This window comes from Bowmanella dokdonensis, assembly GCF_017254865.1.
GTDB classification, from domain to species: Bacteria; Pseudomonadota; Gammaproteobacteria; order Enterobacterales; family Alteromonadaceae; genus Bowmanella; species Bowmanella dokdonensis.
Genome location: NZ_JAFKCV010000004.1, coordinates 333,647 through 358,476, shown reverse-complemented (window position 1 = coordinate 358,476; position 24,830 = coordinate 333,647). Strand labels below are relative to the sequence as shown.

The following is a 24,830-nucleotide window of genomic DNA, read 5'->3' as shown; positions in this document are numbered from 1 at the left end:
ACTCAGGAATGTGGATGCTGTTTCTGAAACTGCCCCGGCGTCATGCCGGTGCTGGCTTTAAAGGCTTTATAAAAGGACGAGCGGGCATTAAATCCCACCGCCATGGCCACATCCAGAACATTACCCTCTCTGGCCAACAGCTTCTGCTTGGCCGCCTCCACCCTGGCCTGATTGATATAGTCGAAAAACGACATCCCAAGAGTCTGGTTCAGGGTTTGCGACAGATAGTTGGCCGATACCCCAATATGGCTGGCCAGTTTTGGCAGGGTCAGGTCTGCCTCAAGGTACAGGGACTCCCCGTAGCAGGCTTGCTGCAGTTTGTCGGCAATCCGCCTGGCCTGGTCCTCTCCCAGGGCTGACCGCTGGTAACGACCATCATTGCCATCCAGAATTTCAGTCAGTTCCGTTTTATCATCAAGATCAGTAAAACCGGGTTGCTGAGCAAGGCCATAAAACGATGCAATCCAAACCATCAGCAACAGCAGCAAAAACCCAGTTGCCTCATTTAGCCACTCTTTCGGCAGGGCTGCAGGCTGCAACAAGGCCAGCAGCGACCATAGCCATAAGATCACCACCATACCCACCACCCAAAATAACCAGCCAAGGGACCGGGCGCGAGTTTCGGAAAAGACCTGTTGTAACCAACGGTGGTATGTCAGAGTACGGCCGACAATGGCGACGAGGTAAACGGCACTTTGCACTAACCAAAAAAGTAACAGACAAAACAGCAGGATAGCTATCAGCAATGGCATGCCTTCCGATGCATCCTGCTCAGAAAAAAACAGCAACTCCCGCTCCTCCAGGGGTAATTGCAGCAACATTAAGCCCAATAACAGGCCGGCCACCGCCGGTGCGAAATGCGCTGCATACTGCCATCTGAAAGTCCAGGTGGAACGGGCCGTCACGGCCACCGTGTAAAGCCACAGACTCGGCGAAAGTATCAGGAATGCCACTGGTATGATGGCGATATAAAGATAAGTGGAGACCTGGCCGAGCTTAAACGCCAGCGGACCGCAGGCGATCAGTCCCAGGGCGCCAAGCGCCAGTATCAGGGGTTGCAAGTGGGCTTCCTGCCCAGCCCTGAACAGCAGCAGGTGGATGGCAAAACCAACGATTCCCAGGCTCATCATGGATAACACCAGTTCAGGCATCCAACGTTTCCCGTTATTCGCTTAAGACCCTGCTGAGTGTATTCGAATCCGACTCTGAAGCGGCAACAATTTTGTCCGCGCTTATAGTCGCGGACGAAAAAAGGTCTCCACCACCCCACACTGACTCCTAAGGTAAACAAAAGGAAAGTAGGATGGAATTTCAAGGTATCTTGTGGGGACATGTCGCCACTGGCAGTGTGGCAGTCATAGCCGGACTCACTGCCTTGCTGGTCAAAAAGGGCAGTATTTTGCACAGAAAGGCGGGTAAAGGCTTTGTACTGACCATGTTGCTGATGGCACTGAGCGGCATTGCACTGGCAATTATCAAACCCATGGCCATCTCGGTGCTGGCCGGCGCCCTGACGACATACCTGGTACTTAGCTCTCTGTGGTCGGTGAAAGATGCACCTAATACCCTCAGCCACCGCCAGTACCTGAATCCTGTTGCTTCAGCAACTATCAGTTTTAGCGGGGCTTATCTGGTCTGGCAGGCCTGGCAGGCCGGACAAAACCAGATAGACGGCTTTTCACTGGACGCTTATCTGTTCTTTGCCGTTATCGCCCTTGTCTGCTGCCTGCTGGATATTCGCCTGCTGGTTAAGAAGGGGTTGAACCCGGCACAGCGCCTGGCCCGTCATTTGTGGCGCATGGGATTTGCCCTGTTTATTGCGGTAGGTTCTTTTATTGGACAAGGGGCCGGCATACTTCCCCAAGCCCTGCAGGAGTCTGCCTGGCTGGAATTGCCTGATAAGATCATTTTACTGGTGATCGTGTTATGGCTGTTAAAACTATTCGTCCAGCCAAGGACGTGATTATCTTTCATATTGGTCTCTGTTAAGAGCTAAAAACCCCTCAATCAAGGCGCGAGTAATGCCGTTTAGCCATCTATACAAGTTGGGAGCAGCGCAGAGTGAGGGATTTTTAGCCTCAACCGGTCGGGCTGGGGCCATTCTTACTCGTATCATCCTTGATACTCGCCGACAAGCGGCCAGCTTCGCTGTTCCAATGGGTTCCATTCCCTTTGGTCAGTCGCTTATTCAGGCCAACTAAGCCGCACTTCCTCTTCCTCGCTGGGCAAAAAAATGGCCTCCAGCAGAACATCAATATGAAAGATAAACACGCCCTAGATTAAAACGCCCTCGTGCAGTTAGTCCTGATTTTTCTGCAAATGACAGATAAGGGGAAATCAACTTCTGATGATATCGGTCCGCAAAGTGAACAATACCCATACAAGGACTTTATAATGTTTCGTTTGCTCTTCGTTTTGCTTGCTCTGTTCTGCAATATTTCTCTGGCACAGGAGCCTGTCGCCTTGCATCCGGATCAAATCAGCCTGCTTGAGAGCGATCAAGTTCAGTTGCAGGAGAACAAACGTCTGGTGTTTGAATTCTGGCGTCAGGTATTTCAGACCCGGGATATGCGCAAAGCAGCGGACTACCTGGCTGAGGACTATATCCAACATAATCCCAATCTTGCCAATGGCCGAAAAGCCTTTATCGAATTTTTCAGCCGCTTCGAACAGCAGCCGGTCAAAGCCGAAATAGACAACCTGGTATCTATCGTTGCCGAGGGAGATAAGGTTATTTTGTCTTTTCGCCGCGAACTGCCGGTACCGAATCAGGCAGGAAAGAGCTACACCACCACCTGGTTTGATATGTTCCGGGTGAAAGAAGGGAAAATTGTTGAGCACTGGGACAATGCCACTGTGCCAAAGGTGTAATCAAGAAAAGCGACCAACCCGCCTCAATGGCGGGTTGGTTGCGGATCAATTTCAGCGTGCAGCCAAGTCATCTTCACGGATCTGCTTAAACTCGGCCCCAGCCTTCCACTTCGGCCAGGCATCTGAGTTACCCAGTTTTTCCGTCAGACGGTAGATCAGGGTCAGATCCTGCTTTACCCCGCCGTACTGCCAACTCTCCAGAAACTCGTCGCTGGGCTTGTGGTAGCGGTTGGCGATATAGTCAGGGTCACTGCTGCCCAGATCCATAAACAACAGGCCCGGTACGCCTTTTTGCGCCAGGGCGAAGTGATCGGAACGGAAAAACAGGCCATTTTGCGGCTGGCTGTCAGGTTTGACCGTACGATCCTGCTTTGCTGCCGCCTCAGCCAGCCAGTCCTCGAGCTCCTGTAAGCCTTTACCATATAGCAGCACATGGTCAGAGGGGCCGGTCATATTCATACTGTCTATATTAAACAGGGCCACCATCTTGTTGGTCGGCACAGGCGGCTGGTTGGCAAAGGCAAAAGCGCCGAGAAGACCGGTTTCCTCGGCGGTGAAAAACGCCAGGATCACCGAGCGCTCCAGAGGCTTATCCCGGCTTTGCAGCATGCGGGCCAGCTCCAGCACCCCGGCGACACCGGTGGCGTTGTCCACCGCCGCATTGAAGATATTGTCGCCCTTGACGCCAACTTTCTTGCCAAAACCGTCCCAGTGGGCCGACAGCACAATGTATTCGTCTGCCCTGCTGCTGCCCGGGATCAGTCCCACTACATTGCGGCTTTCGCCCATCTTGTTCCAGAACTGGGTGGACAGGTCAGCTTTAATACCCAGCTTAACCGGCTTAAAGCCTGGCTGGGCCGCGGCAGTCCTGAGCTTGTCGAAATCCAACCCCAGATGGCCGAACAGCCTCTGGGTTGCTTCGGTCTGGATCCACCCCATGGCTTCCAGCTCATTGGCATTACCGCTGTCATCCACCAGCGCAAACTTGGTGCCGGTGGCCCCCGATTCAACCACCGACCAGGGATAGCCCGCAGCGCCGGTTTCGTGAATGATAAAGACCCCGTCGGCGCCACGGCGGATGGCTTCCTCATACTTGTAGGTCCAACGACCATAATAGGTCATGGCGTTCCCGCGAAAGACCTCTGGATCCTGGGTGGCGTAGCCCGGGTCATTGACCAGCATCAGCAGGGTCTTGCCCTTAACATCAAGGCCCTCATAGTCGTTCCAGCCATACTCGGGGGCGTGGATGCCGTAGCCGACAAAAATCACCTCTGAGTCCTTAAGCTCTGTCCGATTGGCCATCTGCAAGGTACGGGAGACAAAATCCCTGCCCGGCTCAAAAGTAAGCTCGCCAAGCTTTAACTGCATATCCTGGGAAGCCGCAATGCCGGCCATCGGCACGTTTTGCACATAGTCGCCATGGTAGCCGGGCCCAACGCCCAGCTTCTTCAGCTCCTGCACCAGATACTGGATAGTCTTTTCCTCTCCCGGTGACATTGGTCCTCGTCCCTCAAATTCATCAGACGCCACCGTTCTTACATATTCTTTGTACTGCTGCTCGGAAAAAGCCGGTGGATCAGCCAACACCGGCAACGTCAGACTTGCCGACAATAAAAGTCCGTTAATAAGGGTTCTCATCTTTTCTCCTCAATCAGAGCTTTTCGAGCAGCCATTGCCTGGCCTGCTCAGGGGTATCGAAGAACTGGTGCACCGTCCCTGCCTGGCAGTAGATACTGCTCCACAACTGTCGCACCAGGGTGCGGCAACTGGCGTCTGTCACCACCACTGCTGTTGCTACCATACCATAGTGGCGATTGGTCTGAACCGCCTCATCCACCAGTTGAATGGCATCCGGGGTGAGCAGGGACTCGCCGTTGAATATGACCAGGCTGGCCCAGGCAGCTCCCTGTAACTGCTGGCGGTAGGCCTGCATATGCTGCTGGTATTCGTGGATCAGTTCAGCATTGCCCGGACCTTCGGCCTCAATGGTCAATATCCGTCCATCCAGGCTGAAGCTGACATGACCGTGAGGCCTGAATTCTCTCCAAGACATAAGCTGTGCTCCTTTCACTCCAACCCAAGAAAACCGCCGGTCTGATGAGCCCATAACTTGGCATAGATACCGTTTAGCTTAAGCAATTCAGCGTGGGTACCCGACTCCACAATCCGCCCCTCATCCAGTACCAGTAGCCTGTCCATGGCGGCGATGGTGGAGAGCCGGTGGGCAATGGCCAGTACGGTTTTGTTCTGCATAATCTTGTTCAGGCATTCCTGGATAGCCACTTCCACTTCCGAATCGAGGGCCGATGTGGCCTCATCCAGAATCAGAATAGGGGCATCCTTGAGCATCACCCGGGCGATGGCGATACGCTGGCGCTGCCCGCCGGACAGCTTAACGCCCCGCTCACCCACATGGGCCTCATAGCCGCTACGTCCCTGCAAATCGGAGAGGTTCTGGATAAAATCATGGGCCTCTGCCTGCCGGGCTGCCACCAGCATGTCTTCCTCACTGGCATCCAGTCGCCCATACAAAATGTTGTCCCGCACCGAACGGTGCAGCAAGGAGGTATCCTGGGTGACCATGCTGATCTTCTCGCGCAGGCTTTCCTGGGAAACGGCCCGGATATCCTGGCCATCGATCAGGATTTTACCGGACTGCACATCATAGAAACGCAGCAAAAGATTGACCAGGGTGGACTTACCGGCGCCTGATCGCCCCACCAGGCCAACCTTTTCGCCGGGACGGATATGGATATTCAGATCCTCAAACACCCGGTTACGGTTGTCATAGGCAAAATTCACCTGGCTGAAATGGATCTCACCGCCTCTGACCTGCATGGCCCTGGCACCGGACTGGTCCTGCACGGCCACCGGGACAGACAGGGTGTTCATACCGTCCTGTACCGTACCGATGTTTTCAAATAAACCTGACACTTCCCACATAATCCACTGGGACATACCGTTGAGGCGCAAACTCAGGCTGACGGCCACGGCGATATTGCCCGGCGTGGCCAGGCTGTTTAGCCACAGGTAGATAGCCAGGGCGCTGATAGAGAAGATCAACAGCGCATTGCTGAACCACACACAGCCATTGAGCACTGTTACCAGACGCATCTGCGGATACACGGTGCCGAGAAAATCGTCCATGCTCTCCCTGGCGTACTGGGTCTCGCGGTTGGTGTGGGCAAACAGCTTGACGGTGGTGATATTGGTATAGCTGTCGACGATTCGGCCGGTCATGGCCGAACGCGCATCGGCCTGTCTCTGTGAGACCTGTTTGAGTCTGGGTAACAACAACCTGAGTATGGCCACATAGACCACAAACCAGACTGCCAGGGGGATGGCCAGGCGCCAGTCGATGGCTGCCACCATCACGAACACGCTGGCAAAATAGACCGTCACATACACCATCAGGTCCAGCAGCTTGCGCACCGTCTCGCGCACCGACAGGGCGGTCTGCATAACCTTGGTGGCGACCCGGCCGGCAAACTCATTCTGGAAAAAACCCAGGCTCTGGCCAAGCAGATAGCGATGGGCCTGCCAGCGGATCCGCATGGGGAAATTACCCAGCAGGGTCTGGTGGTTGATCAGGGAATGGAGTATTACCGCCAGGGGTAGAAAGATCAGGATGACAGACCCCATCCATAACAGGCTGGTCTGCTCCTCCTGCAGGAAGGTGGCCGGATCGCGGGTGGCAAACCAGTCCACCAGCTTGCCCAGATAACCGAACAGGCTGACTTCCAATACGGCAATCAGGGCGCTTAGCAGCGACAGGCCGATCAGCGCCCGTTTCATGCCCCGGGAGTAATACAGGCAGAAGGCCAGCAGGCTTTTAGGGGGCTGACCGGGTTCTTCTGCGGGAAAAGCCCTTACCAGCCGTTCAAAAAATCCAAACATCTAGTTCCCTTGTCAGTTGTCAGTTGTCAGTTGTCAGTTGTCAGTTGTCAGGCAGGCTGGTCCTGAAACACCTATGCCCACCATCAAAGTTTACGGGCGCGGAACCTCCGGCCCTTTATTTTTCCCTCACGCAAATAAGCCAGGGTCCGTTTGACGCTGCGCAGCTTGACAGCCACATAAGTGTGATTGTCCATGATGTCTATCTGGCCCACATCAGCCCCATCAATGCCTGCATCCTTGGTCAGGGCACCAAGGACGTCACCTTTGCGGACTTTGTCCTTGCGTCCACCATCAATACAGAGGGTCCTGTACAGGGGGTCCTTAATGGCGCCGTTCTTAAAGCGAATGCGCTCTATGTCACTCCAGACCGGTTTTTGCTGCTGGAATTCTTCGATGGCAGCAGCCCTGCCGGCCTCTGCGGGGGAACAAAGAGTCAGGGCCAGCCCCTTGTGTCCGGCTCGCCCGGTGCGGCCGATACGATGTACGTGGGCCTGTGGATCCTGGGCCACATGGTAGTTGATCACCGCATCCACCTCCTTGATATCCAGTCCCCTGGCAGCCACATCGGTGGCCACCAGCACGGCAATACTGCGTTGGGCGAATTGCACCAGCACTTCCTGGCGTTCCCTTTGCTCCAATTCCCCATGCAGGGCCTGGGCAGCAAAGCCTTTTTCCGCCAGGTCATCGGCTACTGCCTGGCATTCCGCCCGGGTATTGCAAAACACCATGGCCGAGTCCGGCTCGAAGTGCGTCAGCAGGCAACGCAGGGCATGGGCGCGCCTCTCTTCCGCTACTTCATAGAAAAACTGACTGATTTGTTGCTGATCATGCACCGCTTTCACTGTCACGCGCTGGGGTTCACGCTGAATATCGGCGCTGATACGCTGGATGTCCTCGGCAAAGGTGGCTGAAAACAGCAGGGTCTGGCGTTGCCTGGGAGCCGTTCCTATGATCGCAGCCAAATCTTCGGCAAAGCCCATCTCCAGCATGCGGTCTGCCTCATCCAGCACCAGTGTGCTCAGGCGGCTGAGATCCAGATGACGCCGCGACAACAGGTCACGGACCCGGCCCGGCGTGCCCACCACAATCTGGGACCCGTGGGCTAAAGACGCAACCTGACTGGCCATAGGCACACCGCCGTACAGGGCCAACACTTTGATGTTGGCCTGGAACCTGGCCAGCTTACGCAGCTCACCACTGACCTGCTCGGCCAGTTCCCGGGTGGGACAGAGTACCAGGGCCTGGGTGGTAAAATCGTCCACCTGCAGGCGACTGAGCAGACCAATGCCAAAAGCTACCGTCTTACCGCTGCCGGTCTTGGCCTGGGCAATCACATCTTTACCCGCCAGCATGAGGGGCAGGCTGGCTGTCTGGATTTCAGTCATCTGCTGGTAGCCCAGGTCGCTCAGGTTGCTCAGCAGGGCTGGTGGCAATGACAAAGAGGAAAACGCGGTGCTCATAAAAAACCCGGCAATTCAAATGGCTGGCATTCTAACGTATTTGCCACCCAAGCGGACCCGAATAATTCTATCAGTCATCTTGTTTTATGCCGGATTGCCCCCAAAACCGGGCTCAGATAACCTCGTCTTTGCCCTATCAGGAGAAACCGTGGAGCTTCAAGAGACCGTCCCCCCAAGTTGGCAGGTTCGTTTACAGTCCCTCATCGAAACCCGCTGGTTCAGCCAGGCCATTATCGCCCTGATTCTAATCAACGCTGTCACCCTCGGCCTGGAAACCACCAACTGGGGACAGGCCAATATCCATGCCCTGCATATTGTGGATACGCTGATCCTGTGCGTCTTTACCCTGGAACTACTGGCCAAGCTGCTGGTTTATGGCCGCCAGTTTTTCCGTGGCGGCTGGAACTGGTTTGATTTGGTCATCGTCAGTCTTTCCTGGCTTCCGGCCAGTGGACCCTTTGCGGTTATGCGGGCATTCCGCATCCTGCGGGTCATGCGTCTGTTCTCAGTGGTACCGCAGATGCGCCGGGTTATAGGGGCGCTGGGCCACTCACTGCCCGGCATGGGCTCGGTGGTGGGGGTGCTGGGGATCATTTTCTATATCTCTGCGGTACTGGTCACCAAACTCTTTGGCCATCACCCTGACGCCAATATGCAGGAATGGTTCGGCAGCATAGGCGCATCGGCCTATACCCTGTTTCAGGTGATGACCCTGGAAAGTTGGTCCATGGGCATCGTCAGGCCCACCATGGACCTTTTTCCCTGGTCCTGGCTGTTCTTCCTGCCTTTTATCATCATCACCAGCTTTGCCGTGCTCAACCTGTTTATCGGTATCATAGTGGACGCCATGCAGACGATGCATGAACAAGAGCAGGCCGATGAACCCAAACCCGCCAGCCAGGCTGATATCCAGGCCCTGCAGGCACAGATCCAGGCTTTGATGGATAAACTGAATAAACCCCAGCATTAAAACGTCACCACACAGACACAAAGAGGCTATCTGCAAGCTAGTTCAGGGAACCAGATTGATCGGGGTGAGCAGAGCGGATTGAAGCGGCAGGAGTGCCAGCCCTGGGTTTGACCCAGAAATTCAGGGCGCCGTCGCCCAAATGCAGCGGAAAACCCAGCTCTTTGCGGTATCTGTTTACCCAGTCACCGGCCATTTTAGCGAAGTCTTCGCTGGCTTTATAATCTTCTGCAGCCTGTTTCCACTGTCTGACCAGTTCGTCGCTGGTGCCCTGGCGGGACAAAGCCAGGTAGGTAGCCACCACTTCATGCTGGTAGATATTCACGATATTACTGCAATTTTCCTGTAACTCCTTGCAGTAATAGTCGATGCCAGCAGCCGAAAAAAACAATGCACTGACCCGCCCCTTGAGTAATGCCCCTAGCGCCTGCGGCCAGGTGGTATAGGAGACCAGGTTGGTCAGACCCGCCTCAATCAGAAGTTGCTCGCGAAAATCCCCCCGCTGTACGCCGATGGCGGGGAGTTTTTCCAGATCCTTAAGGCTTTGAATCTCTAAGTGCAGATCGCGATCGGCAAACAGCCCGTGCAGGTTACGGGTAATGGGCGTGATCCAGTGAAATGTTGACTCCCGATCGGCATTACGCACCAGGGAAAACAGCAGTACATTTGGTTCGGAGGTGGCGCGAAAATAGATCCGCGCCCAAGGATTGAGCAAAATGGGGGTCTCGTCCCCTGTTTCAGACTGGATGCCCCGGACCAGCTCCACCGCATAGCCCGTCAGTTTGCCCTCCTCGTCGTGATAAACAAAGGGAGGCTCCTGGTGAGTCAGTATGGTCAGCGGGGGCGGCTGTTGGGCACCCGGTTCCCCGGCGAGCGCGCTGGCCGCCAGTAAGCCGAAAACTAACCAGCATGGGGTTCTCAACATCAGTCCTGTTTGAGCTTCCAGTTGACCATCTGCCCGGCGTGGAAGGGCACAATGGGATTACCATTGGGCAGGATGATCTGCTCAGGGATCTGCCAGGGATCCCTGACCAGTGTAAGCGTGTCGCTGTTGCGCGGCAGGCCGTAGAAATCTGCGCCGTAGTGGCTGGCGAAGCCTTCCAGTTTGTCGATACAACCCAGCTCCTCAAATACCTGTGCATAAAGCTCAAGGGCGCTCCAGGCGCTGTAGCAACCGGCACAGCCGCAGGCGGATTCCTTACGGTGCTTTTCATGGGGCGCCGAATCGGTACCGAGAAAGAATTTGCTCGAACCGCTGGCCACCATCTCCCTGAGCACCTGCTGGTGGGTATTGCGCTTAAGTACAGGCAGGCAGTAGTTGTGTGGACGTATGCCGCCTACCAGCAAGTCGTTGCGATTGAGCATCAGATGCTGGGGCGTAATGGTGGCCGCCACCTTATCTGAGGCATCTCGCACGAAATGGGCAGCCTCGGCGGTGGTAATATGTTCAAGTACCACTTTCAGATTAGGGAATGCCTCGACGATACGGCTCAGATGCCTGTCAATAAAGACCTTTTCCCGGTCGAAGATATCGATGTCAGCATCCGTGACCTCGCCATGCACCAGCAGCAGCATGCCCTGTTCAGCCATTTCGGCAAAGACAGGAAACAGGGCGTCCAGCGCCGACACCGCCGCGGCCGAGTTGGTGGTGGCGCCGGCGGGATACAGCTTAGCCGCTACGGCACCGGCCGCCTTGGCCTGATGAATATCTTCGGCGCTGGTGGTATTGGTGAGGTACAGGGTCATCAATGGCTTGAACTCGCTGCCAAAGGGTCTGGCTTCGAGAATGCGCGCTTCATATTCACGGATCATCTGCGCATTGGTCACCGGCGGAACCAGGTTGGGCATGACAATGGCCCGGCGGAAACAGCGGGCGGTGGCCGCCACGGTTTCTTTTAAGATGTCGCCGTCGCGAAAATGCAGGTGCCAGTCGTCCGGGGCGGTGATAGTCAGTTCTGTCATGGCGTCCTCAGCCTGATTAAAGTCATATTTATTATTGCAGAAATCCGCAGAGCCCTGAATGGCTTTTTAGCCCCGGTCTATTGTCGTTTCCGGTTCCGCCTTTCCTGCCACTGGAGTACGGACACCGTCAGGGCCGGCAGCATGGTCAGGGTCACCAGTGTGGCGCCGACTATGCCAGCCATGACTATGACCCCGACTCCCCTGTACAACTCGCTGCCCGCACCGGGCAGAAATACCAGCGGCGCCAGTCCGAAGATGGTGGTGATGGAAGAAATGGCAATGGGCCGCAGGCGGGAGCCCACTGCCTCCTGTACTGCTTCCACAGCCGCCATCCCTTCCTGTTTAACGTTATCAATGGCGCGGTGCACAATGAGTATGGGGTTATTGACCACCGTCCCCATCAGGATCAGAAATCCGAGCATGGAAATCATGTCAAAGGGCTGGTGCAACTCGGCCAGTTCCAGCCACGCCAGCAGCCCACCCAGACCATTCAGCAGCGCCAGTCCGGCGATACCACCGGCAATCCCCAGCGGGATGCTGGTCATAATCAGCAGTGGGTAACCCCAGTGGCTGAAAATCGCCACCATCAGCAGATAGATGATCACCAACGCCACCAGATAATTGCTGCCAAGGGCTTCACGAGTGGCATCCAGTTGATCTGCCGCACCCGAGATACTCAAATCCACACCGACAGGGATCTGGCCCTGCTGGCGCATCTGCTCCACCAGTTGCTCATTGACCCTGGCCACCCCTGTTTCCAGTGCCGTTGAACGAGGCGGAATAATATTCAGGGTCACGGTACGCTGGCCGTCCACCCTGCGGATGGTACTGGTATCCACTGTCTCCTCAATATCTGCCAGATCCGTCAGGGGAAGCACTTGCCCCGAGGGTGTCTGAATCTGGATATTCCGCAAAGTCTGAATGTCCGCCCCCGGCCCCGTCTGGTTGTACAGATACATGTCTATCTTGTCGTCACCCATGAAAAACTCATTGACGAACGCCCCGTCGGTAAGAGCTGCCACAGCAAAGCCGATATCCTCGGCGCTCATCTGCACCTCGGCCAGCCGGTCCCAGTCCGGTCTTATCTGCAACAGGGGTTGGGCCAGCGACAGGCTGGAGGGATTGGACTGAATTCTGGGATTATCGAAGATCTGCCCGGCCCGCTCGTAGGCAATTCTGGCCACCTGGTACAGATCGGCCAGATTCGGACCGGCAATATCCAGGTTCACACTGCGGGTACCGCCGTCATTGCTGGTGATAATGGAGCCACGGGCGGCAAAGGCGCGCATACCCGGGTGAGACTCATACTTTTCCACAATAGCCTGCATCAGCTCGTCAATATGTCCCGGGTCGATGGACTGAGTAATGATGCGCAGACTCTGCGGTGAGATGCTTAAGTTTAGATACGCCATGGCCGGCACCTGAACCTCCCCCCTGGCAAACCTGTCCGGGTCGTCGCCCACAAAGGGCATAAAATACTCCGTCAGTTCCTCGCCTATCTGCTGCATGGTTTGAAGGTTATAGCCGGGCGGGGCGCTCATGGTGGCGAAGGTTTTGGGCTCTTCCCCTTCCGGCAGGTATTCGGCTGGCGGAGTCAGAAACAGCACAATGGCAGCACTGATAACGACCGTCAGACCGATGGTCGTCAGACGCCGCCGGGGCGTTTCCACCAGGGCGTGGATCGTCTTTAGTATCGGGGGGGACTGTTCGTTGCCCTTGTCGGCAAGACTGGTGCTGTCGAACTTCAGCCGTGCGCTGGCGGTAGGGATCACCGTAATGGCCACCAGCATCGACACCAGGATGGAAGAAGAGATGGCAATGGCCACATCCGAATAGAGTTGGCCGGCCTCTTCTTCGATAAAGACCACCGGCAGGAATACCATCACAGTGGTGAGAGTGGACGCCAGCACTGCGGGCCAGACCTTTTGGACACCGGCCACCGCCGACTTAAGCCTGTTCAGTCCCCGGCGACGTTCAAGCTCGATGCTTTCCAGCACGACTATGCTGTTGTCCAGCGTCATGCCAATCGCAAAAGCGACCCCCGCCAGGGAGATGACATTAATAGTGCGACCGGCCAGCAACAGACCGAGAAAAGCAGCAATAGTGCATACCGGGATCCCCACCACACCCAGGGCAGTCGCCCTGAAGGAACGCAGAAACAGGTACATGATGCCGGTTGCCAGCAGCGCGCCGAGGATCAGGTTTTTCCAGACATTGAAGACCGAGTCCTCCACATACACCACGTCATCGGCGGGCAGTTCCAGTTCCATGCCGCGCGGCTCCAGCATCTGCCGGTTAATGCGCCCAACCTCCTCCATCATGGCACCCTTGATGGCTATTACGTTGGAGCCGCTTTCCCTGCGCACCGACAGGCTGATAACCGGCTGGCCGTTAACATAGGAGGCCTCTCGAATCTTAAAATGATCCAGCACCACCTCGGCCACATCACCCAAGCGTACCAGGCTGTCACCCTGGCGGCTGACGATAAGCTGACGAATCTCCTGCAAATCCTCGAAGCGGCCCAAAGTACGCAGCAGATAGCGTCGCTTGCCGCTTTGTATTTCCCCGGCAGAGATGTCCCGGTTGCGCTGGGTGATGGCACTGCGTACCTGGCTTAGGGTCAGTCCTTTGGCGGCCAACCGTTCCGGATCCAGGCGGATTTGAACCTGCCGCCTGGCGCCTCCGCCTACATTCACATCTGCCACCCCCGGGACTCTGGACATGCTTGTACGGACTTTGTCCTCGATAAAGTCACGCATCATATCCATATCCAGATTACGCGGATTGCCCTTAAGGGGAGACACCCGGAAATACATGAAGGAATTGGAAGAAAAGGAGGTGGCATAGACTTGCGGCTCATCCACATTCACCGGATACGACGGCACCTGGGTCAGGGCATTATTGACCCGAATCAGGGTCTCGGTAATATCCACGCCAAAGGGAAACTCCAGCTCTATCTCAGCAGCGCCCAGCGTCGCGGTGGATTTCAGTTCCTGCAGATAGGGAATGTTGCGCAGGAACTCCTCCTGCTCAATGAGAATCTCCTTCTCGATATCCTGAGGGGTGGCGCCGGGCCAACTGGTCTGCACCGTGATAATGCGCACTTCCAGGTCCGGGATCATCTGCACCGGAATACGCAACGCGGCCAGGATCCCCAGTACCGCAATGATCAACACGATCACTGTCACCAGAATGCCGTGGCGAACGATAGCCTGAAACATAAGTTAGGGCCTGCTTTCCTTAGGCTTCAGGAATTTTGCCTGTTCTAACCTGACTTGCTGACCCTCTTGCAGGGCTTCGTTACCCCGCACAATCACCTGCTGACCGGCGTTGAGGCCCCGGGTCACCTCCACCGATTCGCCGAAGTTGATGCCTGTCTCCACCAGTTGTTCGGTGACCTTCGAGGTTTGCCCCCATTTAGTCTGTTGCTGACTGACCCAGACACTGATTCGGCCATCCGGGTAGCGGATCAGCGCATCCCTGGGTATCACCAGACTCTGTCTGTGCAGATCCAGCCTCAGATTCGCTGAGGCTGACATCCCGGGGATCAATTCAGGGTACTGCTTCGGGTCTATGGCAACCCGCAGCAGGAAGGTTCGTCCGTTGCTGCGACTCTGCGGTACCTTAGCATGCATGGGCTTGTCCAGGATCTGTCCTGGCAATGCATCAAACCTGAGCCGCAAACGGGTCTGCGGACCCACCTGGGGATAAAATCGTTGGGGTACCTGATAATCGGCCCATAGCTGACTTTGCCCCACCAGTTCCAGCATAGCCGTGCCCGGCGCCACCCATTCACCTACGTCGATAAGGCGGCGGCTGACCACGCCGTCAAACGGCGCCTTGATGGTATGTCTGTGGAGCCTGGCCTGTTGATCACGGGCGTTCACCTGTGCCACCTCCAGCATGGCAGCATCAATACGCATGCGGGCGGCCAGGGCGTCGACCTCGCTTTGGGCAATGCTTTGCTGATTGATCAGGGACTGTGCCTCCTGGAATCGCCGCTGGCTGTCCAGCCAGGTCTGTCTGGCACTTTCCACTCTGGCTTTGGCCGCCTGCAGTGCGATTTCGCTGAGTTCGGTATCCAGTATAAGCAGGCTTTGACCGGCCACGACGGTATCCCCCGCATCGGTACGCACCTCGCTGACCAGGCCCTCAACCTGGGCTGACAAGAGGGATACCTGGGGAGAGGTCAAAGTGCCACTGATCGGTACGTCCTCAAAGATGGGGCGGCTTTGCGCCACCACGGCTTCCACCCCGATGGGTTGACCAGTTGCCAGGACAGACCACAGGCCAAGCAACATTGTCCATTGCCTGCTGTGGCTTTTTATTCCTTTGCCAATACGGGCCGGGGCCGGCACACTACCAGATTGCCGCCCACGCCAGTGGCGGGGCCATTGCATGTATACTCCTGTCTGCTTTCCTCAAATCCAGTATTCAACCTTAGTCTCTGGGCGATGAATTTGCCGGGCACAGATCTTGTGTCACCTGCTTTCCATCCCAGCCAACAGAGTGACAAGCGCAGAAAAATTGCCTTCCATCGGGTATTGTTCCTTTGTCAAGCCCAGGCGCACCAGCACCAGTTGTTCTGACGGGATCACCATCACCACCTGCTTGCGATTGCCCTGCATAGCGTAGGCATCAGCCGGCAATGCAGGCCAGCGCAGAGCTTCCCCCTCGTTACCGCGGTTCAGCCAGAACTGATAACCGTAGCGGCTGTCATTGCGGCTGCTGTTCGGGGATCTGGCCTGAGCTACCCACTCCTGGGACAAGAATTGCTCACCCTGCCACTGTCCTTCGTACAGCATCAACAAACCCAGTCTTGCCCAGTCACGGGCCGATGCATAGACATAAGAACTACCCACAAACACCCCGCTTGGATCAGGCTCAAACAGGCTGTGGGTCATGCCAAGGGGAGCAAGCAACTGCGTCTGGAAAAAATCCAGTGCCGCCTGATCGCCGCCCAGGCGATCATGCAGGTAGCGGGCGATCAGATTGGTGGTGCCGGAAGAATAGGAAAAATGCGCTCCTGGCGCATGGACCAGCTCAGTGTCCATGGCCACCTCAGAGGCGCTGTGGGACTGGAACAGCATGCGGGTGGAGTCGCTGCCGGGCGCATAGGTCTCATCGAACATCAGGCCTGAGGTCATGGTCAGCATGTGCTTAAGGCTTATCTGCTGACGCTTGTCCTGCTGCCAGGGTTCGAACAAGCCCTGATCGCTGACATGCACCAGCCCCAGTTGCTGCATGCGGCCCTGGAGGATGGCCGTCAGGCTCTTGCCCATGGACCAGCCAAGCAATGGCGTTTGGGGACTGATGCCCTCAGCGTAGGACTCGGCCACAATCTGTCCCTGCTTAACCACCAGCAGCGCGCGGCTGTCCAGTCCCGCCAGATTGTCTTCCGCCAGCATCTGATCCAGCTTCTCCTGCACCTCAGGAAGAATGGTCGACACCTGAAAACCTGCGGGCCAGGGAGCTGTCTTTGGCGGCATATCGGCGACCACCAATCTGTCCAGCTCACTGGTATCACCGTCATCCAGGGTACAACCCAGACCAGGCCTGTAGGTGGCGCTTGTGGTTGCCATTCCCAGCAGGCTGGCGGTGGCGCGGCTGTCCTGATAATGGATATCAAGCAGGCGATTGGCCGGGGAATAAGAGGCCAAATCTTCAATGATTTGCGTCTCCCCCTGCCCGGTGATGAAACGCGCCGAACAACCCAGTTTGGCACCCATGGCGGTGGAAACGGAGACGGCATCGCCTATCCGCAACAGGGAAAACCCCAGCAGGGAAGGAAACAGGGCAAACAGCAGGGTCAGCGCAATGAGCAGGATAATCAGGACTTTCTTCATGCAATACTATCCGTGAAAAAGAAACAAGAATTTATAGTTTTATACCTGGCTATGCTGGCCCCCGGGACAATCAGCCTTCAGCAGGACGGAGCAAAAATATCAGTCCGGCGATACAGCCGCCCAGTATCAGACTCCAGCCGAATACCAGCATAAACATCGGGTTATCCATCGCCATTGGGGTGCCACCTTCGCTGTGCGCCAAATGCAGCCATACCAGGCAAGTCATGCCGGTGAACAGCAGGGTGAAGCAACAGGATGGCAGGGAAAAAAAGCGTTTCATGCTTACGTCCTTGTATTTATTGATAATCCAGTAGGGCGGACGGAGTCCGCAACGCTCAGGATAGTACCTTTTGCAGGCATTGTCTGAGAAGTCCGATGCCGCAGGTAAGAGCAGTGTCATCCGGCTGGGAAAATCCCAGCACAAAGCTTTGCCGGCAGGGATGGGAAAAATAGTGACCAGACAGGGTGGTCAGTTTCCAGGCGCATGCCGCCTTGGGACTTTTCCCAGTTCAGCCAGGGCCGACTGCAAGGTCAATGCAGAGGCCGAGCCGATACCCAGTGGGTATTGTCGGTCAGGAGTAAGAATAGCTATTCCTTTAGCCGAGGCTGTATCTGATAACATGGCCCCTTGCCCATCCACCGGCAGTGGCGGTGTTGATCTGCCCGGGAGGGAGTGATGACGCCGATTACGGCTGGCCAGTGTGGGCCGGGGTATTGCCCATTAACCGGCAATGGGGAGTGCCACAACGGGATCCAAGGCAGGCCGAGGAAAAAGAATATCTATTTCCTAGTAATCCGCAGGGGTTGGCCTGACCGTTCAGTGAAAGTATCCATAACCACAGCCCGTAGGAGCACTTATCTCTCACCATCCATTTTGCCTTCAAGGCGGCGGACATATCAGCCCTCTGCCTTTCCGGCTTGCCAACTGACCCGGGCAGCCGCTGCTCTTCTGTCTGCTATTGCGTAAAAAACTGCGCTACCAGGTGATAAACGCACCGACTTGCACTTGCGTGGCGAAACAGGGGTTTTGGATGATCACCGGGCCTGGCGGGTGCGGCCGTCAGCCAGAACGGGACCGCCAAAAGCCTGAATCAGTCCTGTTCAGGCTCATCGTTGGGGTGATCCACCCAAATTAACTCTTTGGTGGCATAACCCAGGCCTTCTGCCTGTGCCAGCAGTTTATCCAACACAGAGGACTCCAGGCTGGGCTGGCGGGACAGTATCCACAAATAGTCCCTGTCCGGTCCGCTGACCATGGCATATTGATAGTCCTCCTTGTCCAGCGCCACAATCACATAGGCACCCTGGAACGGACCAAAGAAAGACACTTTCAGGTGACCCGTGTTGCGGTCCTCGACAAAGTAGGCCTTGCCTTCGGCCTCCTGCCATTCGCCGGTGTCCGTATTGAAGCCCCGGTTAATCACCTTTATGCCCCCTTTGTCAGCCAGCCGGTAGTTGGCTGTCACCCGGCTCAGCCCTTGTTCAAACTCATGGTCCAAACGGGCGATTTCAAACCAGGTACCCAGATAACGATCCAGTTCAAAGTCCTTGACCGGCTGCACTCCATCTGGAGCGCTGGCGCAGGCCAGTAATGGCAATATCAAACAGAAAATCAGTAAAGGTCGCATATTTCTGTCCTTCTCCTTGGTTTTTTGTCTGTAACGGACCACTCGCTGCAATCAGTACAGCCCGGATTATTTCAGTCTTTCCAGTCGTCCCTTACGCCTGACTAAATTCTTATAGTCCCATTGAATCTCTTGCGCTTTTTTGAGCCATCTCTGCAATTCTGTTGTGTTTATTTCTTCGACCCGGTTATAGAAAACGGATGCGTCCCTGAATTTCCCGCCGATCAGGCTCAGGCCGGCTTCCGCAAAATCCGCCCCACTCCAGAACATCAGTCGGATACCCGGCTTCTGCTTGCTGTATCCGACAATGGGATTGCCTCCCAGAAACCAGACTGGATGTGAATGCCATAGTTTGTTCTCCCCCCCGCAGAGATGCGTGTCGATTTCCCGGGCGAGCAAATCACAGACCTCTTTATGTTGAGGTTGCTGATTCCCGTTGTATGTCAGAGTCTCTGGATGCATCTTGTTGTTCCTGTTGCCCGAGGCCAGGCTCTTACAGTGAACTTCTAATTGCCAAGCATTGGTCGGCGTCCCTTTGGAACCCAGTATGGCATCTCACCAGTCCTGTTTCCTCTACTTAGTCGGATGGTGCAACAACAGACAGATAAGCCACAGACTTTCTCCCTACCCGACCATTAACAGAACGGCGGCCAATCCCCCGGACCGGCTTGACCGCAGCAGGAAAAACAGGACCCCGAGATCAGGGATGCTGTTCAACTCATTTATAGTCGTTAACTAAGACACCGTTTGAAGACTCTTGGAACTGTGGCAAATCATCTGTGATCTGGTAGAAGTCTGGCTTCTCACTGACGAAGATATGCCCCACCGTCTTTAATCCCGTAGGACCATCAAGGGAGCCCGCTATAATACCGGTTGCATCCAGCTCAAACGGGTCCCAAAACAGACTGGAGCCGCACTCTCGGCAGAATCCTCGCCGGGCAATATCTGACGTCTTGTACCAGGCAAGGCCGGCATCCTTCGTTATTCTGATATTGACTTTCCGAGCCTTGGAGTGAGGGCCAAAGTTGCCATGCAAGCGTTGACACATACTGCAATGGCAGTTGACCACATCACGTAACGGGCCTTTAACTTCGTACCGCACAGCACCACAAAGACAACCTCCAGTGCTGATCTTATTGTCGCCAGTCATAATCACTCCTTAACACGCCTAACGAATGATATGGACTCCCCTTTCCCAGTGTTCTGCCACGCTGAAAAGCCAAACAGTGAGATGAACTGTCCATGTCAGATTTGAACCATGACATTGATGTCGCCAATGCTTCAATTTCAGTATCTCCGGCGAAGTCCGCCATGGCAAGCCGCTTATCCGAAGGGCCGTACCTCGTGCCAAGTGCATAAGGAAGAGGGCAAATCTACCTGACCTGGGGGTCGATCTGGTGCAAGCGCTGGTCGCTCTGGTCTTTGAGCACAATGCCTGAGCCACCGATACGCATGGCCTCGGCGGCCAGCCACAGTAGTTTCTGCGCTGCCCGTTGATAGCTCAGGCCCTGAGGGCGGATATTGGAAATACAGTTGCGTGCGTCGTCGGTGCAGCCCGTTTTAGGCTGGTAGGTAAAGTAAATTCCCAGGCTGTCCGGCGAGCTGAGCCCGGGGCGCTCTCCGATCAGCACGGCGACCATTTGTGCGCCCAGCAGTTGGGCTATCTCATCGGCAAGGGCCACCCTGGCCTGGCCTGCCAGGACCAGGTAAGGCAGGGGCCAGGGACAGTCAGACTGAATTGCTTTAACCAGAGGTACGGCGTGATTAGCGATGGCCATGGACGAGAGGCCATCGCCTATGACCAGCAGCAGCGGCACTGAAGAAGCCTTCAACTCTGTCAGTTGCCGGCGACATTCTGGATTTAGCATTCTGCCCTTATCGGGTCGCATCAGATACTCGGCCCTGTCCTGCACCTGGCTTTGCACCTCTATCACATCCAGCCCCAGGTCTTGCAACGACTGCTTTAACGCCTGCTTGTCCAGCGCCAGGTGCACGGCATCGCGGGCCATACCATGGGCCAATTCCAACTCCTGTATCCTGCGGGTACTGAGGCTGCTGCCTACCCGGCCCAATGCCACCCGCGCCGGCGTGTGAACATTGAGCATCGAATTGGGATCCGGCAGTACTAGTTGATCGGCTGCAACAGCCTGGGCAGTCCCTGGATCAGCGGATGCGCCTCCGCCACGGGGCAAATGCACCCGTTGGCATCCATGATTGCCATCTTGATCAGCCATTGTTCAAACTCCGGTGCCGGCGCCAGGGCGCACAGTTGACGTAAAACCAGAATGTCGTGAAAAGAGGTACTCTGGTAGTTGAGCATCACATCGTCGCCGCCCGGCACCCCCATCAAAAAAGTCAGGCCGGCGTTGGCCAGCAGGATCATCAGGTTGTCCAGATCATTCTGGTCGGCCTCGGCATGGTTGGTATAGCAGATATCCACCCCCATGGGCAGACCCAGCAACTTGCCGCAAAAATGATCCTCAAGCCCCGCCCGGGTGATCTGTTTGCCGTCATAAAGATATTCCGGCCCGATAAAGCCCACCACCGAATTGATCAGCAGCGGCGAGAATTGCCTGGCCACGGCATAGGCTCGGGCTTCGCAGGTCTGCTGATCAATACCATGATGGGCATTGGCCGACAGTGCCGAACCCTGTCCGGTCTCAAAATACATCACATTGTCGCCCAGGGTGCCGCGTTTAAGGGAAAGGGCCGCAGACTGGGCTTCACTCAGCAGGGTCAGGTCCACGCCGAAACTTTTATTGGCTGCCTGAGTACCGGCAATGGACTGAAACACCAGGTCCACCGGAGCGCCTTTTTCCATCAGTTGAATTTGGTTGGTCACATGGGTCAGGACGCAGGACTGGGTCGGAATATGATAGTGACTAATCACTTCGTCGAGCAGGTAATACAATTCTCTGAGCTGGGGTATGCTGTCACTGGCCGGATTAATGCCGATAACCGCATCGCCACAACCGTACAACAGGCCGTCCAGAATGGCGGCGGCAATGCCTTTGACATCATCGGTGGGATGATTGGGCTGTAAACGACTGGACAACCTGCCCGGCAGCCCAACAGTGCTGCGAAAGGCACTGTTGACCCGGCACTTACGCGCCACCAGGACCAGGTCCTGATTGCGCATCAGTTTGCACACCGCCGCAGCCATTTCCGGGGTGACACCGGTGCTGATGGCCGCCAGCTCGGCAGGGCCTGTGCTGTCCAGTAACAGCCAGTTGCGAAAATCACCCACCGTGAGGTGGCTGACAGGCGCAAAAGCGTCCTTGTCGTGGCTGTCGACAATCAACCGGCTGATCTCATCGTCTTCATAAGGGATCAGCAGTTCGTTGAGGAAGGCCTGAAGCGGAATATCGGCCAGACACAACCTGGCGGCCATATGCTCGGTCGCCGTCTGTGCAGCGATACCGGCCAGACAGTCGCCCGAGCGCAGCGGACTGGCCCTGGCCATCAACACCTTAAGATCGGCAAAGCGATAGACAACACCAGCAACGGTTTGCTGGTAACTCATCGCCCTGCTCCGCCGATCAACCTGTTCCCCCCTGGGTTCATTCTGCCAACGCCAACCCCGCCCCATTGTCCCTTAAACATAAGGCGGGCTGCGCAATTATACCAGTGAGCTAAGGTCAGTTATTCACTCAGGCGCTAATCTGACACAAGGTACGCAGCCTACTAATCGAAGGGCGACGACCCGTGATAAAGCCCCGGGGCGATTCGGCTAACCGGTTTGTGAACCAGCGCCGGTTCGCGTCCCGTTACTTTATTGTGCGCTGAGCAGTGATTCGGGGCTCGCTTGCTCATAAACACACTTCATCCGCTTGCCACGACTCTTGGGTGGCACGGAGCGGTTGACCATCTTCCAGGTACATTGATCCGCCTCCCCGGCCGCCTCATGGCTTGCCTGGTACTGAGCGGGGCTGACACAGCCACACAGGGACAGGATCAGGATAGCGGCGGGGATAAGTGTTTTCTTCATTGTCAGTTCCTCTGTTATTACCAATCAAAGCGATGTCACCGTTTATTACCGATCAAAGCGATGTCACCGTTAGTTGGTAAACGATTGTGGACGACAGAATGTGCCAATCCCCCGTTGCGGCAGGGGCACAGAGCGGGGAAATAAGAAGTCGGAAGTTGGGTGGCACATTTTCCAATCTGGCTGCGTAAAGCATGGAGAACATTCACAACATGGAGAGACCTATGCCGAGTCCAATTGAGCTGATCTTCAATCCGCTCTCATACACTTTCTTCGCTATTTATGCCGGTCTGATGCTGCTGGAAGCCCTGTTTCCGGCCAGAAAAATGCCGGCGTCGCCCTTCTGGCTGTTGCGGGGAATCGTGGCCTTTTGTCTGTATTTTATGATTTCAAACTACCTGCCGCTGATAGTGGATGGTTATATCGCCCGCTATCAGTTGATCGACGCCAGCCAGTTGCCCTTATGGGCGGCAGTGCCCATCGGCCTGCTGGTCTTTGAAACCGGCCTGTATTTCTGGCATCGCGGTATGCATAGTTCAGCCACCTTGTGGCGAGTATTCCATCAGATGCACCATAGTGCAGAACGAATCGATACAGCAGGCGCCTTCTGGTTCAGCCCCATGGATATGGTGGCCTTTACCCTGCTGGTCAGCCTCAGCTTCAACCTGATCATCGGACTGCCGGTGGAAGCAGTGGTAATGATATTGCAGATCACCTTCTTCCTGGCCATTTTCCAGCATATGAATATCAAAACACCACGGTGGGTTGGTTATCTGGTACAACGTCCGGAAAGCCATCATGTGCATCACGGCAAGGGCATTCACTATTACAACTTTGCTGATCTGCCGGTGCTGGATATGCTGTTCGGCACCTTCCGCAATCCCCGCAGCTACCAGTACGAAAACGGCTATTACGAAGGCGGCTCAATGCGAATAGTGGATATGCTGCTGTTCCGGGATATTAATCCGCCAAAAGTCTCATTGCAGAGCACAGAAGAGTCCCGGGTCTGAATACTGACAAAACTGCTGGTATGTGACGCAAGGCGCCCCTGCCCAGGGGCGCGGTGGGAAATTAACGGGTGAACAGAGGCTACCTGTATCTTGTGCACTAACAGAGGCTCAGGAGTCTCTGGAGTCCGCCAGCTTAGTCAAAACAGCGCCTTCCTTGGATGGGGTCTGCGACGGGTTTTCTCCGACCAGCTCGGCACCCCAGCCCCGCAGCCGTTCAAAACCTGCCAGACAGGCCCCCACGGCAAAGAGCGAAATCAGGATGCCGGACAGGCCCAGCACCTTTTGCTCCGAAAACAACGTCCATACAAACTGGCCGACACACAGCGTGGCCACGACCATCAGGGTGGGCTTGCGGCCTATCCTGGCCACGATAAAAACGCCCAGTGGCGCCCCTAAGGCCACCACCGGCGCCGCCGCCAGCCAGTTTTCGAATACACCGGATTGCAGGCCCTGACCCGAAACGGTCTTGACGGCCACACCCAGAACGGAGGTAAACGCCATAATGACCACCGAAGTGGGAATGGCGATTTTCAGATCCGCGCGGCAAATCAGCACCAATGCCGTATAGAGCACCATGTCGATGCCCACCCCTGTCACAGAGGCGACAGTGGCGCCGGCCAGCAGACCAATCCAGATCCCCAGCCGGAAGTCCCAGTTTTCGTTAAATTCTGTCATGCCGCTGTGCCCGGCTATCTCATTCAGCCGGTACAGATGCAGTAGGCCGAAGCTGGCCCATACCACGGCAAACACCAGCTTGATCCAAAGTTCCGGGATATGCGGTGCGATAAGAAATATGCCCAGCGGCGTCCCCACCAGAGCGCCGAGCATGGCACCTGTGAGAATTGCCCAGGCCAGCGGCTGGCGTCTGGCCAGGATAAAGATACTGGCGCTGGTCATGCCGATGGCCTGAATGGCGAAACTGAAGTCCCGCCCCAGGCTGGCGGGCTGTTCAAACAGCAGCACCAGCACCGGAAAGCCCACCGTGCCCCCGCCCATGGGGGTAGAGCCTGCCGCATAGCTGCCGATGGCCATGGCCAGCGCCATCGGCCAGTGTTCCACGGCGGTGGGCCACAGCCCCTCCCCGGCCATCAGCCAAAGCCAGACGCCGTAGAACAGGGCCAGCCAAAGGAACCACACCCACAGATATTTTTTTGGCCTGGTCAGAATACTCATCGCACACATAAGGTTATAAACACGACAAGCAGTC

General features: G+C 55.9%; 22 protein-coding genes. 4 read left to right on the top strand and 18 right to left on the bottom strand.

Going from position 1 to position 24,830, the window contains the following annotated elements:
- Nucleotides 1–2: 2 nt before the first annotated feature.
- Nucleotides 3–1,151 (bottom strand): helix-turn-helix domain-containing protein, encoded by a 1,149-nt coding sequence (locus J0A66_RS09665; protein WP_206573592.1) that lies wholly within the window; start codon nucleotides 1,149–1,151, stop codon nucleotides 3–5.
- A gap of 152 nt (nucleotides 1,152–1,303) precedes the next feature.
- Between J0A66_RS09665 and J0A66_RS09660 the strand changes: the two genes are divergently transcribed.
- Together J0A66_RS09660 and J0A66_RS09655 are read left to right on the top strand one after the other, a co-directional pair.
- Nucleotides 1,304–1,963, top strand: a complete 660-nt coding sequence (locus J0A66_RS09660) for a DUF2306 domain-containing protein (RefSeq protein WP_206573591.1) — start codon at nucleotides 1,304–1,306, stop codon at nucleotides 1,961–1,963.
- A 431-nt stretch (nucleotides 1,964–2,394) separates the two neighbouring features.
- Nucleotides 2,395–2,871, top strand: a complete 477-nt coding sequence (locus J0A66_RS09655) for a nuclear transport factor 2 family protein (RefSeq protein WP_206573590.1) — start codon at nucleotides 2,395–2,397, stop codon at nucleotides 2,869–2,871.
- 51 nt (nucleotides 2,872–2,922) lie between these two features.
- On the opposite strand, the gene J0A66_RS09650 is transcribed toward J0A66_RS09655, so the two are convergent.
- From J0A66_RS09650 to dbpA, 4 genes are all read right to left on the bottom strand, one after another.
- On the bottom strand, nucleotides 2,923–4,509 hold the full coding sequence (locus tag J0A66_RS09650; protein WP_206573589.1) for a M28 family metallopeptidase: 1,587 nt from the start codon (nucleotides 4,507–4,509) through the stop codon (nucleotides 2,923–2,925).
- Nucleotides 4,510–4,522: 13 nt separating this feature from the next.
- Complete coding sequence (locus J0A66_RS09645; protein WP_206573588.1) at nucleotides 4,523–4,924, bottom strand: hypothetical protein; 402 nt, start codon at nucleotides 4,922–4,924, stop codon at nucleotides 4,523–4,525.
- A gap of 14 nt (nucleotides 4,925–4,938) precedes the next feature.
- A complete protein-coding gene (locus J0A66_RS09640; protein ID WP_206573587.1) occupies nucleotides 4,939–6,768 on the bottom strand; it encodes an ABC transporter ATP-binding protein in 1,830 nt (609 codons plus the stop codon).
- A gap of 83 nt (nucleotides 6,769–6,851) precedes the next feature.
- Entirely contained in the window at nucleotides 6,852–8,228 is a 1,377-nt protein-coding gene (gene dbpA, locus J0A66_RS09635) for an ATP-dependent RNA helicase DbpA (protein ID WP_206573586.1), read from the bottom strand.
- Nucleotides 8,229–8,376: 148 nt separating this feature from the next.
- Here dbpA and J0A66_RS09630 point away from each other — a divergent pair, with 148 nt between their 5' ends.
- Nucleotides 8,377–9,198, top strand: a complete 822-nt coding sequence (locus tag J0A66_RS09630) for an ion transporter (RefSeq protein WP_338143878.1) — start codon at nucleotides 8,377–8,379, stop codon at nucleotides 9,196–9,198.
- A gap of 37 nt (nucleotides 9,199–9,235) precedes the next feature.
- Here J0A66_RS09630 and J0A66_RS09625 read toward each other — a convergent pair whose 3' ends face one another.
- The 12 genes from J0A66_RS09625 to J0A66_RS09570 all read right to left on the bottom strand — a co-directional run bounded on the left by J0A66_RS09625 (nucleotide 9,236) and on the right by J0A66_RS09570 (nucleotide 22,616).
- A complete protein-coding gene (locus tag J0A66_RS09625) occupies nucleotides 9,236–10,120 on the bottom strand; it encodes a substrate-binding periplasmic protein (RefSeq protein ID WP_206573584.1) in 885 nt (294 codons plus the stop codon).
- Nucleotides 10,120–11,157 carry a dihydroorotase gene (pyrC, locus tag J0A66_RS09620; protein WP_206573583.1) on the bottom strand — a complete coding sequence of 346 codons (1,038 nt, stop codon included), beginning with the start codon at nucleotides 11,155–11,157 and terminating at the stop codon, nucleotides 10,120–10,122. Before pyrC ends, J0A66_RS09625 begins: the two co-directional genes overlap by 1 nt.
- 77 nt (nucleotides 11,158–11,234) lie before the next feature.
- Nucleotides 11,235–14,378 carry an efflux RND transporter permease subunit gene (locus tag J0A66_RS09615; RefSeq protein ID WP_206573582.1) on the bottom strand — a complete coding sequence of 1,048 codons (3,144 nt, stop codon included), beginning with the start codon at nucleotides 14,376–14,378 and terminating at the stop codon, nucleotides 11,235–11,237.
- A gap of 3 nt (nucleotides 14,379–14,381) precedes the next feature.
- Nucleotides 14,382–15,557, bottom strand: a complete 1,176-nt coding sequence (locus J0A66_RS09610; RefSeq protein WP_206573581.1) for an efflux RND transporter periplasmic adaptor subunit — start codon at nucleotides 15,555–15,557, stop codon at nucleotides 14,382–14,384.
- 81 nt (nucleotides 15,558–15,638) lie between these two features.
- On the bottom strand, nucleotides 15,639–17,003 hold the full coding sequence (locus J0A66_RS09605) for a serine hydrolase domain-containing protein (RefSeq protein ID WP_206573580.1): 1,365 nt from the start codon (nucleotides 17,001–17,003) through the stop codon (nucleotides 15,639–15,641).
- Between the two features lie 70 nt (nucleotides 17,004–17,073).
- Nucleotides 17,074–17,283, bottom strand: a complete 210-nt coding sequence (locus J0A66_RS09600; protein ID WP_206573579.1) for a hypothetical protein — start codon at nucleotides 17,281–17,283, stop codon at nucleotides 17,074–17,076.
- Nucleotides 17,284–18,094: 811 nt separating this feature from the next.
- On the bottom strand, nucleotides 18,095–18,631 hold the full coding sequence (locus J0A66_RS09595) for a lipocalin family protein (RefSeq protein ID WP_206573578.1): 537 nt from the start codon (nucleotides 18,629–18,631) through the stop codon (nucleotides 18,095–18,097).
- Nucleotides 18,632–18,697: 66 nt separating this feature from the next.
- Nucleotides 18,698–19,090 (bottom strand): DUF1801 domain-containing protein, encoded by a 393-nt coding sequence (locus J0A66_RS09590; RefSeq protein ID WP_206573577.1) that lies wholly within the window; start codon nucleotides 19,088–19,090, stop codon nucleotides 18,698–18,700.
- A gap of 256 nt (nucleotides 19,091–19,346) precedes the next feature.
- On the bottom strand, nucleotides 19,347–19,778 hold the full coding sequence (locus J0A66_RS09585) for a GFA family protein (RefSeq protein WP_206573576.1): 432 nt from the start codon (nucleotides 19,776–19,778) through the stop codon (nucleotides 19,347–19,349).
- A gap of 223 nt (nucleotides 19,779–20,001) precedes the next feature.
- A complete protein-coding gene (eutC, locus tag J0A66_RS09580; RefSeq protein WP_241264112.1) occupies nucleotides 20,002–20,733 on the bottom strand; it encodes an ethanolamine ammonia-lyase subunit EutC in 732 nt (243 codons plus the stop codon).
- Between the two features lie 20 nt (nucleotides 20,734–20,753).
- Nucleotides 20,754–22,151, bottom strand: coding sequence for an ethanolamine ammonia-lyase subunit EutB (locus tag J0A66_RS09575; protein WP_206573574.1), 1,398 nt, complete (start codon nucleotides 22,149–22,151; stop codon nucleotides 20,754–20,756).
- A gap of 249 nt (nucleotides 22,152–22,400) precedes the next feature.
- Nucleotides 22,401–22,616, bottom strand: a complete 216-nt coding sequence (locus J0A66_RS09570; protein ID WP_206573573.1) for a hypothetical protein — start codon at nucleotides 22,614–22,616, stop codon at nucleotides 22,401–22,403.
- 221 nt (nucleotides 22,617–22,837) lie between these two features.
- Here J0A66_RS09570 and J0A66_RS09565 point away from each other — a divergent pair, with 221 nt between their 5' ends.
- On the top strand, nucleotides 22,838–23,623 hold the full coding sequence (locus J0A66_RS09565) for a sterol desaturase family protein (RefSeq protein ID WP_206573572.1): 786 nt from the start codon (nucleotides 22,838–22,840) through the stop codon (nucleotides 23,621–23,623).
- A 108-nt stretch (nucleotides 23,624–23,731) separates the two neighbouring features.
- Here the strand turns inward: J0A66_RS09565 and J0A66_RS09560 are convergent, their stop codons facing one another.
- Nucleotides 23,732–24,796 carry a sulfite exporter TauE/SafE family protein gene (locus tag J0A66_RS09560; protein ID WP_206573571.1) on the bottom strand — a complete coding sequence of 355 codons (1,065 nt, stop codon included), beginning with the start codon at nucleotides 24,794–24,796 and terminating at the stop codon, nucleotides 23,732–23,734.
- Nucleotides 24,797–24,830: the final 34 nt, after the last annotated feature.